Source organism: Burkholderia sp. AU19243, from assembly GCF_018148075.1.
Classification (GTDB): domain Bacteria; phylum Pseudomonadota; class Gammaproteobacteria; order Burkholderiales; family Burkholderiaceae; genus Burkholderia; species Burkholderia latens_A.
In genome coordinates, this window is sequence record NZ_JAGSTV010000006.1 from 300293 (window position 1) to 316814 (window position 16522).

Sequence of the window (16522 nt, forward strand, 5' to 3'; positions counted from 1 at the left end):
TGTAAAAGTAGAGGTGAAGGACCGGGAGTACTGGGCGCCGGAGTGTCGTCTGAAAGCGTGGCGACATTGCACCGCAAGCAGAGAAGATGCAACGCGTCGTGCGCCCCGATCTCACACTTGACCTCAGCGGCCCAGTTGACAACTGCATTACGGAAATCCAATACTTCCTTCTCCTCGAACGTTGTCGACGCGATATTGCCGAGTACTCAATGCGCAGCAGGCAAACGCGAGTCGTCTTCGCCGCGCGCGTCGGCGTCGAGCAATCTGCAATCACCAACACAGCGTGAGGAGTTGCCATGCGCCGCCCCGTTTGCGCCGTTCTGACCTGTCTCGCCGCAGCAGCGACGCTCCTCGTCGACCCGGCCCGGTCGCTAGCCTGCACACGCGTAGTCTATCTCGGCAACAACGACGACGTTATCACCGCCCGATCGATGGACTGGAAACTCGATGTCGCCACCAATCTCTACATCCTGCCGCGTGGTATCGCGCGCACCGGCGAATCCGGTCCGAACTCTCTCAAATGGACCGCGAAATACGGTAGCGTCGTGGCGACCGGTTATGACGTCTCCACCACCGATGGGATGAACGAAAAGGGGCTAGCCGCTGAGCTGCTCTGGCTCGTCGAGTCGCAATATCCCCCCTTCGACAAAAACTCGAAACCGGGACTCACGATCGCCGCATGGGCGCAGTACGTGCTGGACAATTTTGCGACCGTCGCGGAAGCCGTCGCTGCGCTCGAGAAAGAGCCGTTCACAATCGTCACTGACAACGTCCCCGGAGAACAGCGCCTGACGACACTTCACCTCGCGATGTCAGACGCGACTGGCGACAGCGCCATCGTCGAGTACATCGCCGGCAAGCAGATCATCCATCATGGTCGGCAGTATCAGGTCATGACGAACTCACCGATCTTCGACGAGCAGCTTGCACTGAACGAATATTGGAAGCAGATAGGCGGCACCGTCTGGCTGCCTGGCACCAATCGCTCTGCTGACCGGTTCGCGCGCGCGTCGTTCTACGTCAACGCTATCCCCAAGAGTGAAGACCCCGCCATTGCACTTGCCAGCGTTTTCAGCGTGATCCGTAACGTATCGGTGCCGTTCGGGATCGCCACGCCGGGCGAGCCGAATATATCGTCCACACGCTGGCGCACCGTTGCCGATCACAAGCGCATGCTTTACTTCTTCGAATCGGCTGTCACTCCGAGTACCTTCTGGGTCGACCTCCACAAGGTCGACTTCTCCGCCGGCGCACCGGTCAAACGTCTCGACCTCGGCAAGGATCAGCGCAACGCATTCGGCGGCGAAGTCTCCAAGGACTTTCAACGCGCACCCGCGTTTCCCTTCCTCGGCACCGACGCGAGCAAATCCCGCTGAAGCGTGGCGTCACGGCTTCATCAACATCGCCTTATTTGACTGTTCGTTCCAGTATCGATAGAATGGTTTCTTGGCTGGAAACCAAGGGTTCGATCATGGCTAGAAATAAAGAGTTCGATATTGACCACGTCCTGGATGCCGCAATCGAAGTCTTTCGCTCGCACGGCTATGCAGGCACCTCAGCCGGCATGCTGGTCGACGCAATGCGGATCGGTCGACAAAGCTTGTACGACACATTTGGCGACAAGTGGGGACTCTATTGCGCAGCGGTAAAGCGATATGGCGATACCGAACGTCAGGCGCATCTTGACGCGCTGAATCAAGGTCACAAGGCCATCGACGGCTTGCGCGCGATGATGAATCGCGTCGTGCGGGAGGCGCGTCAGTCCTGTTTGGGTGTGGTTTCAATCTGTGAGTTCGGAGACTCGGACCCGGAACTGACGAAATTGCGCGAAGGAATCGGTAAATTTTTGCTCAAGGCGCTGACCCAGAAAGTACGGGAAGCTCAGGCGCAAGGTGACGTTTCACTGGAAGTGGACGCCAAACAAGCCGCAAGCTTTCTGGTTGCAAGTATCGCCGCTATTCGGTTGTCGGCGCGCGCAGGCGCCGGCGACTCGGAACTGGCATCACTGGGCCGGTTGGCGATGCGAGTGTTGATGTAAAATTTTTTTGCCTTTTAATGGAACGATCATTCCATTATTGGAGAGTGTGATGAAAGCAGTGGTGATGAATGGCGTTGGCGATGTAGACATGCTCGAGTATGTCGAGCGAAATGATCCGGTTCCTGGTCCGGGTGAAGTGCTGGTCGGCATCGCTGTGGCCGGCGTGAATTTCATGGACATTGGCGTTCGCCAGGGAATGGCCTGGACCAACGTGCCCAATCCTAAAATAATCGGCGTGGAGGGTGCGGGGCGTGTGCTGGCACTGGGCGAAGGCGTGTCCGATCTCGAGATAGGTCAGCGCGTGGCTTGGGCATATGCACCAGGCAGCTATGCGGAAAAGGTCGTGCTGCCGGCCGCGGCGCTGGCGCAGGTGCCGGACGACATTGACGACCGTGTCGCGGCGTCGCTCATGATGAATGGCTTTACTGCGAGCCATTTTGCCACCGACTTCTATCCGGTCCAGCAGGGCGATATTGCGCTGGTGCATGCCGCCGCCGGTGGCGTAGGTTCGCTGCTGGCTCAAATCATCAAGTTGCGTGGTGGTACGGTCATCGGCCGCGTTTCGTCGGAATCCAAGGTTGCGGCAGCTAAAGCAGCCGGCGCGGATCATGTAATTGTGGATCGCTCGGGCAATTTTGTTGATGCCGTAATGGACATCACGCGAGGAGACGGCGTGCATGTGGTGTACGACGGCTCGGGGCCGGCTACATTCCAGGCGTCGCTTGATGTGTTGCGTTATTCCGGTACCTTGTGCTGGTACGGACCGGTGCTGGGAGCCGATGCGACGATCGAGCTGTTCCGGTTGCCCAAGAGCATCAAGATCGGTTATGCGTCATTCGCCGACCATATTCGGACCCCTGCGTTGCTGCGTTCGCATGCAGCGCAGCTGTTCAGTTGGGTGCGTGAAGGGCGGCTCAAGGTGCACAACGGCGGCGTATATGCGTTGGCAGATGCCGCGAAAGCTCAAGCCGATATGTGGAGCCGTAAGACTTCCGGCAAGTTGCTGCTTGTTCCATGATTTGACCGGCAGGCGACCCCGAGCCGCGAGCATACTGACCGGGTCTTCTGCGGGGGCGATAAAGACCTATGGGTTGCCTCACAGTCGCCAGCATTGCGACGGCAGAAGAGCCGATGACTTGTCGTCGAGCAAGCAACGCGACGAGACGACCGTTCCGCTCCGATATCCGGCCTTAGGGCTGCCGCGGCATGAGCGAGAGCAACGGGGCGGCAGCAGAAGTTCGGTGGTCGGCCCAGCGCGGTTGATCGCCTGCCAACTTCGAGCTTCCGCGTTCGGCCACTTTCAGTCGTTCGCTCGCGCCGCCGGATGGAAACTCAAATGTGTGCTCCAAGCATAGCTGCGGCCCCTCCTGCAGTGTGGCTGATCAGTCGCAAATAAGCACGGACGTATCGGCGCTCGGAGGCGCTTCGCACTGCGGGGCGCCCGCCCGGCAGCCCGTCGATGCTCGCTAGCAATGCCGTCAGCCGAACCGAGCGTGATGTTATCCGGGTTGCGAATAAAAAACTTGACAGTGAGAGCATATGCTCCTAGTCTTTGTCTTAAGAGAGCATATGCTCTCACTTTCGAACGGAGCGAAGTGATGAACGAGCCTGAGATTCTTGTAAGCGGTGCAACCGGACGCACCGGCGGTTTCGCCATTGACGAACTGCTCAAGATGCACAAGCGCGTGCGCGCCTATGTGCGCACCGATGATGATCGAGCGGCAGCCCTGAGGCAGCGTGGCGTCGACGTCGCAGTCGGAGACTTCACCGACCTCGACGACATTCGGGCCGCGATGGAAGGCATCCGATCGGCGTATTTCCTTCATCCGATCGCGCCGGGAATCATCGGAGCCGCGGCCTATTTCGCGCAGGCAGCAAAGGAAGCGGGCGTCGCGGCGATCGTCAACATGTCGCAGATTTCCGCGCGCCGGGAGTCAATGAGCCACGCGGCACAGGATCACTGGGTCTCCGAGCAGGTCTTCGACTGGTCGGGTGTGGCGACCACACATTTGCGCCCCACCTTCTTTGCTGATTGGCTCGTGTATCCGCATTTTGCGCGGGAGATATGGGCCACGAAGAAGATCGAATTTCCGTTTGGCAACGGCCGTCACGCGCCCATCGCCAGCGACGATCAGGGGCGCGTAATCGCCCACATCCTCGCCAATCCGGAAGGCCACGAGGGCAAGACCTACACGCTCCACGGCCCCGTCGAGATGAACCACGTCGAGATCGCAGCCGCGATGAGCGAGGTTCTGGGCGTCCGGATCGAATACGCGCCCACTTCCATCGAGGAATTCCGGATCAAGATGGAAACCCTTTACAAGTTTCCGCCGTTCCTCACGCAGCATCTGGTCGAAGTCGCACAGAACTACCGCGATGGCATCTTCTCGGGCAACAACGACGTCGTCGAGAAGATCACCGGAAAGCCGCCGCTGTCGGTCCAGCAGTTTGTCGCCAAGCACCGGGCCGCATTTGTGTGAACACATCCTTGAGAAAAATCGCGCGTTCCGAAAACGTCATGCACCGAATCGAAGGAACCCGCCGTACCTCGCGACGCGCGGGTAACGTTGGCGCAATTAACCGAAATCAGGAGTGCAACACATGTTGTCCGTTCACCAGCCACTCGGAATCGATCAATGTAACTGCTTCGCCGTGAGGAAGGCGAGCAGGCAGATCTCCCGACTCTACGATAGCCATCTCGAGCCCGTGGGTCTGCGCATCACGCAATTCCTCACCCTGGCCGCCCTGCATGAAGTGGGGAGTACACCGGTCAATGCCCTTGCGGAACGACTCGATATCGAACGAACGGCGATGGGAAAAATGGTTGGCTTCCTCGAACGCGACGGCTTCGTCACGATCAAGCCCTCGCCCACGGACGGCCGAAGTCGCCTCGTCGAACTGACCGAGGCGGGGCAGCGCCTGCACGAAAGAGCGTCCCCTCTCTGGCAGGAAGCGCAACGGGAGTTTGAGCAACTGAACGGCGTAGACAACGTTACAGCGTTGCGAGAAAGGTTGAAAGGCGTGGTCGTCGGCGACGTGTCGATGCGTTCGTCGGAAGACTAGGCGTCGGGATTGTTGCATGAAACGAACGCGCCCGACCTGACGGCGGTGCAAATACATAGCCGGTTGCGAGATCGCGCCGTCGGAGTATCCACAACCGGGGAGTCGCCACACCATCTCGAGGTTCAGACTCTTCGAAGGATTGGAAAATGCTCACATGGCGATGAGAGCCGGAAGGGGAGGCGCGGCCAACATTCCTTCCGCATGGCGCGTCTACGGAGCGACCTCGGCCGGGATATCCCGCACCACTTCGGTCAGCTTGCCGGAATTGATCTCGTAGAAGAAACCGTAGAGTTTGATGTTCTTCGGCACGGCCGCGCTGGCACGAAGCAGTTGGACATCGTGCCTGATTGATTCCTCAAAATCCGAAATGGCGAGACTGTCGTGGTCGAACATCGTTGAAATGTCGGCGTGGTGATGATCGTGGAACTCTTCAACGAGCGCGTCGGGCGTGAAGGCCGTTGCGCCGCAAAACGAGTGGTGCACCACTGCGACGTTTTGCACCTTGAAGAGATAGTCCATCGTCGCGACCGACTGCAGAGCCGACAGGGCACGTCCTCCTGCGTTCGACACGGCAAACAACGTACGCGTGTTGCCGATCCGGTTGCCGGCCTCGTCCAGAATGTTTTCGCCTGGATAGACTTCGTCGCCGAAGTAGTCGGCGACCGCCTGCGGGATTTCAGATGCTCTCGGGTCAAAGCAGTGGATCACGATGGTCTTCATCGGGATGAAACGGCTGAATCCCTGAAAGTTCGACCGGTCGAACCATGTCGGGTCAAACCATGGTTGTGTCCTGAATTCGAATTGACTGTATTGGCTCATTTGCGTTGCCCCGCTCTGTACGTTCGCCGGCTAGCCGGAAAGGCAGCGACGTGGCGCTGCGTGTGACGTTGAGTATAGGTTTGCCGATCTGCGTCACAAATGACATTGAGCCCTCGGTTTCTGCCAGTGGCCTGTCGCACGAAGCCGTTGCTCATTCGTCGAACGGCGCCCAATCCAGCACGACCGGCGCGTCTACGATGGTGAGCGGCGACCGGTTGTGCGCAACACGCGAACAGATGTGGAACCAGTGCGGGTACGGCTGTTTGCAATCGACCTCGTGGTTGAGCATTTCGTTGAAAGCGCGCTTGAAGTTTCGCCGCGGGTATCGTCGCAGCACTTCGGCAACGTCCGCTGGGTCGAGGTGCGCGCCAGCCACGCCGGAGACATCGTAGGCGAGCCCCAGCTGCATCAGGCGGCTGGTATCGCCCCTGAACTGGTTCATGTCCCATGTATGAAGCGCGATGTTGTCCCAAACCTTCTGCGCCCGATCCTCCGATAGCCCCCGCTCGACGAGGAACGTGCGCGCCGCCGTTGCCCCTTCGATCTCGAACCGATGCGGGCCCGCCGCGTGGTCGGTAAGGCCAAGGTCGTGCAGCACGGCTGACATGAACATCAACTCGCTGTCGACCTTCGCTCCCTCCTGTTGCGCGAACAGTTCCCCGAACCAGTAGCACCGCATCACGTGGTTGAAGAGCGTCTCGTTCGAAACCGAGCGTGCAAGTGCTTCGACCGCACGAGCAAGGCTGCTGTCCGGTACCTTGATATCCGATATCACGATAATGTCCTGTCGATATTGCCATTGAGAACGGCTGAATCAGTATAGGAAAACTGACAATTTGTCGACTGACATTCACGCCTCGCTTTCTGCCGGCACGCTCGTCCTTGCGCTGAGCAGCGCGCCGCTTTTCGTGCACCGCGACGTCGAAGCAGGACGCGCGCTGTCCCCGCTCGCTGCGTGCTGCAGCCCGGTGTTGGCAGAAAAAGAGGTATGGTTGTCATTGCGTGCCTGTGCCCAATACCTGTAGCTTGTCTTGTCGTCCACGGTTGGTCGCCATGGGCCAGTCCTGTTACGCGCGTGCCGGCGGACGTGACTGAGCTTGGCATCCCGCAAATGCCCGCACTTCGATACGTCAGCCTATGTCTAGAACCGACAGTCCGGATGGGCCCGCGCCGCGCAAGATTGTCATCGTCGCCTACGAGGGCGCCAAGCTCCTGGACATATCAGGCCCGCTGCAGGCCTTTAGCGACGCCTGTCTTGAAGACGGTCGTCCCGCGTATGAGATCGTTCTGACTTCCGAGGCGGGTGGCCCGGTGCCCACGGACACGCGCGTGAAGCTGGAAACAGTGCGCCTCGACGACGCAGCGATGGACTCCGTGGACACGTTGTTGGTCGCTGGCGCCGACTTGTTTATGCCAGCGGCTGCGACTGCATCGCTGCGCGCGAGGCTCGTGAACTATCTCGACCGGCCGCGTCGGCTTGGCTCGATTTGCACCGGCGCATTCATCCTGGCGCAGCTCGGCGTGCTCGATCACCGCGATGCAACCACGCACTGGGCTGCCTGCAGCCGGCTCGAGCAGCAGCATCCGTCGGTCAACGTCAAGGGCGACGCGATTTTTGTGACGTCCGACCATATCTGGACATCGGCCGGCGTCTCCGCCGGAATCGACATGGCGCTCGCCATGATCGAGGACAATCTGGACCATCTGACAGCGCTCAACGTGGCCCGCGGCATGGTTCTCTTTCTCAAGCGACCCGGTGGCCAATCCCAGTTCAGCATCGAACTGCGTCAGCAGATGCGCGACGCGCGCGGCCGGTTCGACGATCTGCATGACTGGATGCGCGCCCATCTCCACGCGGACCTGTCGATTGCCGCATTGGCCGACGCGGCACGGATGAGCCCACGCAACTTCGCGCGGGTCTATCTTCGCGAAACGGGGGAAAGCCCCGGGAAAGCCGTCGAGCGGCTGCGCATAGAGGCAGCCAGACGTCTGCTTGAATCCGGGCAAGAGCCTATTCAGGTCATCGCACAGCGAACGGGTTTCGGCGATGACGAACGCATGCGCCGGGCCTTCTCGAAGGTGTATGGCATATCTCCGCACGACTATCGCCGCCGCTTTGGCCGGAAGGCATGATGCATATCGCGCCGGAAGCGTTCGCGACCGACGATAAAGAAACGTCCCGAAACGAGGGGTGATTGTCGTTGTCGACAATGACGCGTTGCACTATTTTTTCCGGATAGAGCAATAAAGGAGCGTCTATGAACCCGCCTATCACCGTCGCAGGCGTGACTGCGCCAGATTCGGAGCTTGCGCGCAAAGCAGCCGCGCTCGCCGAACGAGCCCATGCGAAGCCGCTTTTGAATCACGTGCACCGGACATGGTGGTTCGCGGAGTTCATCGGCAAAAGGCGGCAAATGAAATACGACCGCGAACTGGTTTATGTCGCGTCGCTCCTTCACGATCTGGGGTTGTCGAAGGACCACGGCGCGGATAAACGCTTCGAGGTCGATGGCGCGGACGCTGCAAGCAGGTTTCTGCAGGCGCACGGCTATCCGAAGACGAAAGTGGATCTTGTATGGGACGCGATTGCGCTGCACTCGGCTGCTGATATCGCCGATCGCAGGGAGCCGGAAGTCGCGCTCGTTCATTTTGGTGCTCACGTAGATGTGATGGGGCTCAGAATGAACGAGATCTCTCCGCAACTGATCGACGACACGCTCGCGCTTTATCCGCGGCTTGGCTTCAAAAAGGCATTCACCCAGGCGCTCGCCGAGGTCGCGAGACAGAAACCGCATACCGCCATCGGAACGGGCCTCGCCGACATTGGACGTCGCCTTGCGCCGGCAATCGAGATTCCGGACGTTTGCGATCTGCTCCTTGGAGCGCCGTTCGAAAGCTGACGTCACGCAGCCATGGTTACCCGTTCGGAGCGTCGTCTTTGCGAACAGGTTCATCTCGACTTCGAATATCGCTGGTTCTGTCGACTCGGACGTGCAGACTCAGTGCCGACTGGTTTGACGGTCCCCACAAACCCCCAGGGATGCCTCCGGGACAGAGAGGCTTTGCGGCACGTCTTCGAATCCGTTTTACGCCGCTGCATGAGCAAAGGATTCGTTGAAGGCAAAGGGTTCGCCGCAGACGCCGGCGCGCTCAAGACCGATGCGAATCGTGTGCGCGACGCACCTGGAGAAGAAATGAAGGTCCAACGTTGACCGGTGAACCGATGTTCGACCGAGGGACCGGGAAGGCAGCTTCGGGTCGAGAGTACGCACTGCCAAGTGGCCGCTTCCGGGCTGCGGAATTCAAGTGACCGCTTTCAAGCGATGAGTTTGAAAGGAGAACTGACGCAGCTCGACCCGCTCCGGTCATACGATCCTCTCCACCGAACAGCAGTGCGTAGAGTGTGACCAACGCGTGCTAGCGCGGCCAAAAAGCGACCGTTTCCCCTGAGGTGCTATGCACGCCTCATGGACAAAGGTTCAGAAACTTGACGATTTCGGGCCGCCTGAAGAATAGCTGTCTGAAGGCGGCGAAGCCGACCCACCGGCAAACACCGCCGGGAGCGGCCCTTGTCGCTTGAAAGTCGCCTTTGGGTTCACCCGGAACCGAAGGACCGTTGTGGGCCGATTGCTGCCGATCGCCGAATTCCCCCGTCGAGCGTACCGGTGCGCGCCCGTATAAATCTGCCGCCGTCGCGCCGGACGAGGCGCGGCCGACTTTGACGCGTCAAAAAATCGACCGGCCGGAATACGTCGTCAACCACTCCAGCGCCAACGTCCCCGCCAGCGAATTCCCGTTGGCGTCGAGCCCCGGCGCCCACACGCACACGGCCATCTCGCCCGGCAGCACCGCGACGATCCCGCCGCCGACGCCGCTCTTGGCCGGCAGCCCGACGCGATAGACGAAGTCCCCGGCCGCATCGTAGGTGCCGCAGGTCAGCATCAGCGCCGACAGCCGCTTCGCCGAACTCCCGTCGACGATCCGCTCGCCGGTGACGGGCGCGACGCCGCCGTTCGCAAGGAACAGTGCGGCCTGCGCGAGCTCGACGCAATTCATCTCGATCGCGCACTGGCGGCAATACGCGTCAACCACCGTGTCGGGCGGCATCTGCATGTTGCCGAAGCTCGCCATGAAATGCGCCATCGCGCGGTTACGCTCCGCGTGCTGAAGCTCCGACAGCGCGACGCGCGAATCGTAGTCGACGTCGTTCGAGCCGATCAGCCGCCGCACGAACTCGACGAGCGCGGTCTCGGCCTTCACGAAGCGGCGGCACAGCACGTCGGTGACGACGAGCGCGCCGGCGTTGATGAACGGGTTGCGCGGCTTGCCGCGCTCGCTTTCGAGCTGAACGAGCGAGTTGAACGCGGTGCCGGACGGCTCGCGGCCGACCCGCTCCCACAGCGCATCGCCGAGCAGCTGGAACGCGAGGGTGCACGCGAACAGCTTCGAGATGCTCTGGATCGAGAACCGCTCGCGCGCGTCGCCGACGGTGTAAACGTTTCCGTCGAGCGTCACGACGGCCATGCCGAACTTGTCGGCGGGCACTTTCGCGAGTTCGGGGATGTAGTCGGCGACGCGCCCCTGGCCAATCCAGGGGGCAAGTTCGGTGTGGATCCGCTCGAGGATCGGCTGATAGTTCATCACGTCATGCAGGGCGGGCGCGCCGCCCGGATTCCAGGGAGCCCGTATGGAACCGTTTTGCCGCCGGTTCGTCAAGCGCAACCCGAATCGCGCCCTTATTTTCGAGATAGGCAAACAGGCGAGCGACGGGCGCAGTATCATGCGGTACGTTTCGGCCGATGGCCGGCAGCCGGCGCGGGCCGGCCGCCGCCGCGGTCTCCCCGTATGTTTCGACCGTTGCCCATGTCTTTTCGCATCTTGCTCGTCGAAGACGACACCCGCCTTTCCACGCTGATTGCCGGCTATCTGCGCAAGAACGACTATGAAGTCGACACCGTGCTGCACGGCGACGCCGCCGTGCCGGCGATCCTGTCCACCCGTCCGGATCTCGTCATTCTCGACGTGAACCTGCCGGGCAAGGACGGCTTCGAGATCTGCCGCGAGGCGCGCAAGCAGTACGACGGCGTAATCATCATGGTGACGGCGCGCGACGAGCCGTTCGACGAACTGCTCGGCCTCGAATTCGGCGCGGACGACTACGTGCACAAGCCGGTCGAGCCGCGCATCCTGCTCGCGCGGATCAAGGCGCAACTGCGCCGCGCGCCCGCACGCTCGGCCGAAGGCGCCGCACCGCAGCCGGAGCGCTACACGTTCGGGCAGTTCTCGATCGACCGCACCGACCGCTCGGTCGTGCTGCCCGGCGGCGACTCGCCCGACCTGACTTCGGCCGAGTTCGACCTGCTGTGGGTGCTCGTTTGCCATGCCGGTGAAGTCGTCAGCCGCGACGACCTGATGCTGCAGTTGCGCGGCGTCGAATTCGACGGCCTCGACCGGACGATCGACGGCCGCATCTCGAAGCTGCGCCGCAAGCTGCACGACGATGCGGGCAACCCGCAGCGGATCAAGACGATCCGGAGCAAGGGTTACCAATTCAGCAAGCATGCGTGGGAATGACGCCGCACCGGCGCTGCGACGCCGCCCGCGGCCGCCCCGCATTGCACGATAGCCGGAAGCCGCGATGATCCGACACACCCGTTCGCACCCCGATGCACCGCCGCTGTCGACGCTGCGCTACGTCAGATGGCGCTGGCTGCATTTCCGCCGCGCGTGGACCGACACGCGCGCCGACCGCATTCCAAGCTGGTCGCGCCTGTACGTGCGCACCTATCTGCATCTGCTCGGCCTCGTGCTGCTGACCGCGCTCGTGCCGGCGCTCGCGCTGTGCGTCGTGTTGTCGCCGGAAGTCGTGTGGCATGCATTCGATGCGCTGCCGGGCGACATCTGGATTGTGCTCGCGTTCGTGTTCACCGCACCGGCGCTCGCGGCATACCGGTGGATGCGGCCGGTCTGGTCCGATCTCGTAATGGTGCGCGAGCGCGCGATCGACTTCACCGGCGGGCGTTTCAACACGCGCGCGCGCGAGTCGCACAGCGTGATCATCGGGCCGCTCGCGCGCACGCTCAATGCGCTCGCGATGCGCATGGAGCGGCTGATCGCCGCGCAGCGCGACCTGACGAACGGAATCTCGCACGAGTTGCGTACGCCGCTCGCGCGCGTGCGCTTCGCTCTCGAGATGTTGCGCGAGCCGGGTTCCTCGGCCGAATATCACGGCGCGCTCGAAAGCATCGCGCAGGACGTGACCGAGCTCGAGGAGCTGATCGACATGAGCCTCACGTATGCGCGGCTCGAATACAGCTCGCTGCAGTCGAACCTGGAGCTGACCGCGCCCGTCGCGTGGTTCGAGCACCAGATCAGCGACGCCCAACTGCTGTATCCGGAACGCGCGATCGAGTCGCGCATCGCGATCGAGTCGGACTTGCGCGTGAAGATGGATCGGCGGCTGATGTCGTACGCAATGCGCAACCTGTTGCGCAACGCGAGCAAATACGCGGCGTCGCGGATCGTCGTCGGGATCGCGGTCCAGCACGGCAACATCGCGATCTCCGTCGAGGACGACGGCCCCGGCGTGCCGGAGAGCGAACGCGAACGGATCTTCGATGCGTTCGTGCGGCTCGATCGCCGCACCGGCGGCTACGGGCTCGGCCTCGCGATCACGCGGCAGGTGCTGCACGCGCACAACGGCCGGATCGCGGTCGTCGATCCGGTCGAGCTCGGCGGCGCGCGCTTCGAGATCAGCTGGCCGATCTGAACGCCGTCAGTACGTACGGCCGAGCTGCAGGTAGATGTTGCGCCGCCCGCCCGGTGCGAGCGCGACACCCATGTACACCGGCCCGAATGCGGTCGACAGGCTCGTGAAGAACGTATAGCTCTGCTTGAGCGTGCCGCCGCCGACCTTCTCGCCGCTCGACCACACGTTGCCGAGTTCCGCGCTGGCGCCGATGGACAGCGCCTTGACCGGCGACGCGTTGAACGTCATCAACTGGTTCATGTACGTCACGTTGCCGTACGCGAGTTCGTTGCCGTTCAGCTGGTCGGCCGCATACGCGGCCAGATGCTGGAAGCCGCCGAGCGTGAAGTTGAACGCGTTGATCAGGTTGGTGCCGCCGATGCTCTTGCCGCCTTCGATCGTCGCGCTAATGCTGTGCCGGCCGAACCGCTGCGCGATCATCGCCTTGCCGTAGATGTCGGTAAACGGCGTATTCGAGATCGCGTCGTCGAATTGCTGCGCCGACTGGCTGTTGTGCGACAGCAGCGAGCGTTCGACGCGGAACTCGGTGTAATAGCCGCGGCGCGGGAACGTCGGATCGTCGAGCTGGTCGATGACGAGCCGCGCGCGCGCGGTCAGCGCCTGCGACGAGAAGCTCGGCCACAGCAGCGTCGAGCCGCTGCCGTCGTCGGTCGGGAACGGCAGGTTGTAGTTCGGCGAGCCGTGCCCGGTCGCATAGCCGATGCCGACCCGGAAGTCGCCGAGGCGTCCGATCGGCAAGCCGAAGTCGAGCCCGGCGCGCGCCGTCTGCATCAGGTACTGGTTCAGCTTCACGTCGCCGCTGTTGTCGTACAGATTCGCGTAGCGGCGCTGGTACTCGGCGTACGGCGCGATGTAGAAACCGTATGCGGACGCGAACGGCTGGCGCAATTCGACGCGGGCCGACTGCAGATCGCTGCCGATCGTCGTATCCGCGCGGAACTCCAGCCCCGACTCGGTGAGCCACGGCCGCCGGTAGCCCACGTGCAGGCGGAAGCCGCCTTCGTCGGTCGAACTGCTCGACATCCCGACGCCGAACAGCAGGAAATTCGGCCCCCAGTACTTTTCCCGCGCGTCGATCTCCAGCACTTTGTCGTCGCCGCGGCTCACGATCTGCTGCGTCACGCTCTCGAAGTTGCCGCCGGTCGTCAGCGCGAGCAGATCCTGACTGACGGTCGCGGGATCGTAGATGTCGCCCGGCTTCACGTGCAGCGCATTGCTGACGACACGCTTCGGCACACCGCCCGTCGTCTTGATTTCGATCCGCGTGATGCGGATCGGCGGCGGCAGCGGCTGCGCATGCGCGGACCGGTACGCCGCGTACTGTTCGGGCGTCAGTGCGAGGTGCCGCAGGCGCGGCAGCGCTGCGGTCGCGGCCGCAGCGCCGGCGGCGATCGCCTGCTTCGCGTTCTGGAAGTCGGTGAACGCGAGCGAGCCGAGGTCGGGCGTGAGCAGCACGTCCTGCGCGGCGAGCTGCTTGCGCTGCGCCGTCACGTTCTGGCGGATCAGGATGCCGACCATCTGCTGCATCACGTCGGCGGGCGACGCGAGCGCGTCGAGCGGGCGCAACTGCGAGCCGATGTCGACGGCGATCACGACTTTCGCGCCCATCTGCCGCGCGGTATCGACGGGCAGGTTGCTGACGAGCCCGCCGTCGACGAGCGCGCGGCCGTTGATCTCCGCCGGCGCGAACAGGCCGGGCATCGCCATGCTCGCGCGGATGGCGAGCGGCAGCGAGCCGTGGTCCAGCACGACCATCTGCCCGGTCTGCAGGTCGGTCGCGACCGCGCGATACGGAATCGGCAACTGGTCGAACGGCTGGTTGGTCGGCACGGCGGCCGTCCAGTCCGCGAGCAGCGCCTGCAGCCGGTTGCCCTGCACGAGGCCGACCGGCGCCTTCACGCCTTTCTTGCCGAAACCGAGCGTCAGGCCGCCGATGTAAGAGCGTTCGTCCTCGCGGCTGCTTTGCGGCAGGTCCGCGCGGTCGGTCACGTCGAATGCGATGTCGGCGAGGTTCACTTCGGACAGCCGTTTCTGCATCTCGTCGGCGGCCATCCCGCTCGCATACAGGCCGCCGACCACGGCGCCCATGCTCGTGCCGGCGATGCAGTCGATCGGAATGCGGTTCGCCTCGAGCACCTTCAGCACGCCGAGATGCGCGTATCCGCGCGCACCGCCGCCGGACAGCACGAGGCCGACCGACGGTCGCCCCGCAGGGCCCCCGTCGGCGATGCACGTCGGTACGGCGGCCGCGGCGGAGGCCCCGCGAGTCGTCGCGGCATCAGTGGCGGCAGCGGCCGTCGTGGCGGAGCGGGTGGCGGTGTCGGTGGCCGGCAACGGCTGCGCGGCGACGGTGCAGCACCAGAGCGCAATGAGCGTTGCGCCGAGCTGGCGCACCGCGGGCCAGCAGAGAAAAGCGGGCGCTGTCATGGTGGAATACCTGGCGTGATCGGGCATCGGACGCCTGCCGGGAGCAGGCAAGACCGAGAGATTACCGTGTTTTACAAGCGCAACGCGAGCGGCCGACGCGTAGGCGCGTGGCGGCGAAAACGGGTTTTCGGCAATTTCGTCGCGAAAAAATCATCAGAATTGCCTAAAGTATCGGAACGATTTGCCGCTAAGCCCGTGATGGGGCGGCGAGGGCGCGTCCCGGGGGATGCGGCCCGGCCGTTTCGGCTTGTTTGTCAAAAGAAGGCTTGATATGTCGACACCGCTGTTCGGAAAGTTGTTTGCGCAACCCGTTGCGATCGACCCTGGAACGGCGAGTACGCGGATTTACACGCACGAGCGCGGCGTGGTGCTGAACGAGCCGTCGGTCGTCTGCTTTCGCAAGGGCGGCGCGTCCGACGCGCGGCCCATCCTCGAGGCGGTCGGCGAACTCGCGAAGGCACTGCTCGGGCGCGAACCGGGGCATCTGGAGTCCGTGCGGCCGATGCGGCACGGCGTGATTGCCGATGCGCACGCCGCCGAGCAGATGATTCGCCGCTTCATCGACATGTCGCGGACGCGCTCGCGCTTCGGCCGCCGCGTCGAGGTCACGCTGTGCGTGCCGTCGGATGCGACGCCGGTCGAGCGCCGCGCACTCCGCGACGCCGCGTTCGCGGCAGGCGTATCGGAGGTCGAACTGATCGAGGAGGCGCTGGCCGCCGGGCTCGGCGCCGGCTTGCCTGTGACCGAGCCGGTCGGCTCGATGGTGATCGATATCGGCGGGGGGACGACCGAAGTCGCGGTGATCGCGCTTGGCGGCATCGTCTACCGGGAGGCGATTCGCGTCGGCGGCAACCAGTTCGATGCGGCGATCGTCAACCATGTGCGCAATCTGTACGGGGTCCTGCTCGGCGAGCAGACGGCCGAGCGCGTGAAGAAGACGATCGGCTCGGCCACCCGCGCCGTGCCCCGGACATCGACGCGCGCGATCGGACGCGGCGTCGAGGATGGGCTGCCGCGCTCGATCGAACTGTCGAACCACGACGTGGCGGACGCGCTGGCCGCACCGCTCAAGCAGGTGATCGGCGCGGTGAAGTCCGTGCTGGAAAACGCGCCGGCCGAGCTCGTGACCGACATTGCCCATCGCGGCGTGGTGCTGACGGGCGGCGGCGCGCTGCTCGCCGACCTCCCGCGGCTGCTGCGCGACGAAACCGGGCTGAGCGCGCGCGTCGCGGACGAGCCGGCCACCTGCGCGGTGCGCGGCGCCGGCGAGGCGATGGGGCGGCTCGCGATGTGTCCGGCGGATTGAGGCCCCGGCCGGGCATGCCCGGCTCCATGCGTTGAAAGTCTTCGCTTGGGCCCGCTGCGCGCTCAAGCGCGCCGGTCTCGAACCGGCGAATATCCTTGCT

At 63.2% G+C, this 16522-nt stretch carries 15 protein-coding genes; 11 read left to right on the forward strand and 4 right to left on the reverse strand.

Going from position 1 to position 16522, the window contains the following annotated elements; translation table 11 throughout:
- Nucleotides 1-86: 86 nt before the first annotated feature.
- The 6 genes from KDW55_RS14485 (at nucleotide 87) to KDW55_RS14510 (ending at nucleotide 5101) form a co-directional block, all read left to right on the forward strand.
- Nucleotides 87-287 carry a hypothetical protein gene (locus KDW55_RS14485; RefSeq protein WP_212160347.1) on the forward strand — a complete coding sequence of 67 codons (201 nt, stop codon included), beginning with the start codon at nucleotides 87-89 and terminating at the stop codon, nucleotides 285-287.
- A 9-nt stretch (nucleotides 288-296) separates the two neighbouring features.
- Nucleotides 297-1376: a linear amide C-N hydrolase gene (locus tag KDW55_RS14490; RefSeq protein ID WP_212160345.1), complete on the forward strand. Its 1080-nt coding sequence runs from the start codon at nucleotides 297-299 to the stop codon at nucleotides 1374-1376.
- A gap of 62 nt (nucleotides 1377-1438) precedes the next feature.
- Entirely contained in the window at nucleotides 1439-2038 is a 600-nt protein-coding gene (locus KDW55_RS14495) for a TetR/AcrR family transcriptional regulator (protein WP_231748477.1), read from the forward strand.
- A gap of 49 nt (nucleotides 2039-2087) precedes the next feature.
- A complete protein-coding gene (locus KDW55_RS14500; RefSeq protein ID WP_209821868.1) occupies nucleotides 2088-3056 on the forward strand; it encodes a quinone oxidoreductase in 969 nt (322 codons plus the stop codon).
- A 580-nt stretch (nucleotides 3057-3636) separates the two neighbouring features.
- On the forward strand, nucleotides 3637-4518 hold the full coding sequence (locus KDW55_RS14505) for an NmrA family NAD(P)-binding protein (protein WP_069243227.1): 882 nt from the start codon (nucleotides 3637-3639) through the stop codon (nucleotides 4516-4518).
- A 121-nt stretch (nucleotides 4519-4639) separates the two neighbouring features.
- Entirely contained in the window at nucleotides 4640-5101 is a 462-nt protein-coding gene (locus KDW55_RS14510) for a MarR family transcriptional regulator (RefSeq protein ID WP_069243226.1), read from the forward strand.
- A 210-nt stretch (nucleotides 5102-5311) separates the two neighbouring features.
- On the opposite strand, the gene KDW55_RS14515 is transcribed toward KDW55_RS14510, so the two are convergent.
- Together KDW55_RS14515 and KDW55_RS14520 are read right to left on the reverse strand one after the other, a co-directional pair.
- The gene (locus tag KDW55_RS14515; RefSeq protein ID WP_040140582.1) at nucleotides 5312-5920 is read right to left on the reverse strand and encodes a carbonic anhydrase; all 609 of its coding nucleotides are present in this window, start codon (nucleotides 5918-5920) and stop codon (nucleotides 5312-5314) included.
- A 151-nt stretch (nucleotides 5921-6071) separates the two neighbouring features.
- On the reverse strand, nucleotides 6072-6695 hold the full coding sequence (locus KDW55_RS14520) for an HD domain-containing protein (protein WP_059544410.1): 624 nt from the start codon (nucleotides 6693-6695) through the stop codon (nucleotides 6072-6074).
- A gap of 362 nt (nucleotides 6696-7057) precedes the next feature.
- Here KDW55_RS14520 and KDW55_RS14525 point away from each other — a divergent pair, with 362 nt between their 5' ends.
- Nucleotides 7058-8053 carry a helix-turn-helix domain-containing protein gene (locus KDW55_RS14525; protein WP_212197979.1) on the forward strand — a complete coding sequence of 332 codons (996 nt, stop codon included), beginning with the start codon at nucleotides 7058-7060 and terminating at the stop codon, nucleotides 8051-8053.
- A 125-nt stretch (nucleotides 8054-8178) separates the two neighbouring features.
- Complete coding sequence (locus KDW55_RS14530; RefSeq protein ID WP_069243223.1) at nucleotides 8179-8820, forward strand: HD domain-containing protein; 642 nt, start codon at nucleotides 8179-8181, stop codon at nucleotides 8818-8820.
- An 826-nt stretch (nucleotides 8821-9646) separates the two neighbouring features.
- Here the strand turns inward: KDW55_RS14530 and KDW55_RS14540 are convergent.
- Nucleotides 9647-10561, reverse strand: coding sequence for a glutaminase (locus KDW55_RS14540; RefSeq protein ID WP_040140573.1), 915 nt, complete (start codon nucleotides 10559-10561; stop codon nucleotides 9647-9649).
- A 222-nt stretch (nucleotides 10562-10783) separates the two neighbouring features.
- Here KDW55_RS14540 and KDW55_RS14545 point away from each other — a divergent pair, with 222 nt between their 5' ends.
- Nucleotides 10784-11494: a response regulator gene (locus KDW55_RS14545; protein WP_040140571.1), complete on the forward strand. Its 711-nt coding sequence runs from the start codon at nucleotides 10784-10786 to the stop codon at nucleotides 11492-11494.
- A gap of 64 nt (nucleotides 11495-11558) precedes the next feature.
- Nucleotides 11559-12689, forward strand: coding sequence for an ATP-binding protein (locus tag KDW55_RS14550; RefSeq protein ID WP_212160342.1), 1131 nt, complete (start codon nucleotides 11559-11561; stop codon nucleotides 12687-12689).
- Nucleotides 12690-12695: 6 nt separating this feature from the next.
- Here the strand turns inward: KDW55_RS14550 and KDW55_RS14555 are convergent, their stop codons facing one another.
- The gene (locus tag KDW55_RS14555; RefSeq protein ID WP_212160341.1) at nucleotides 12696-15116 is read right to left on the reverse strand and encodes a patatin-like phospholipase family protein; all 2421 of its coding nucleotides are present in this window, start codon (nucleotides 15114-15116) and stop codon (nucleotides 12696-12698) included.
- A 271-nt stretch (nucleotides 15117-15387) separates the two neighbouring features.
- Between KDW55_RS14555 and KDW55_RS14560 the strand changes: the two genes are divergently transcribed.
- Nucleotides 15388-16422: a rod shape-determining protein gene (locus tag KDW55_RS14560; protein ID WP_040140566.1), complete on the forward strand. Its 1035-nt coding sequence runs from the start codon at nucleotides 15388-15390 to the stop codon at nucleotides 16420-16422.
- The last annotated feature ends 100 nt before the right edge of the window (nucleotides 16423-16522 follow it).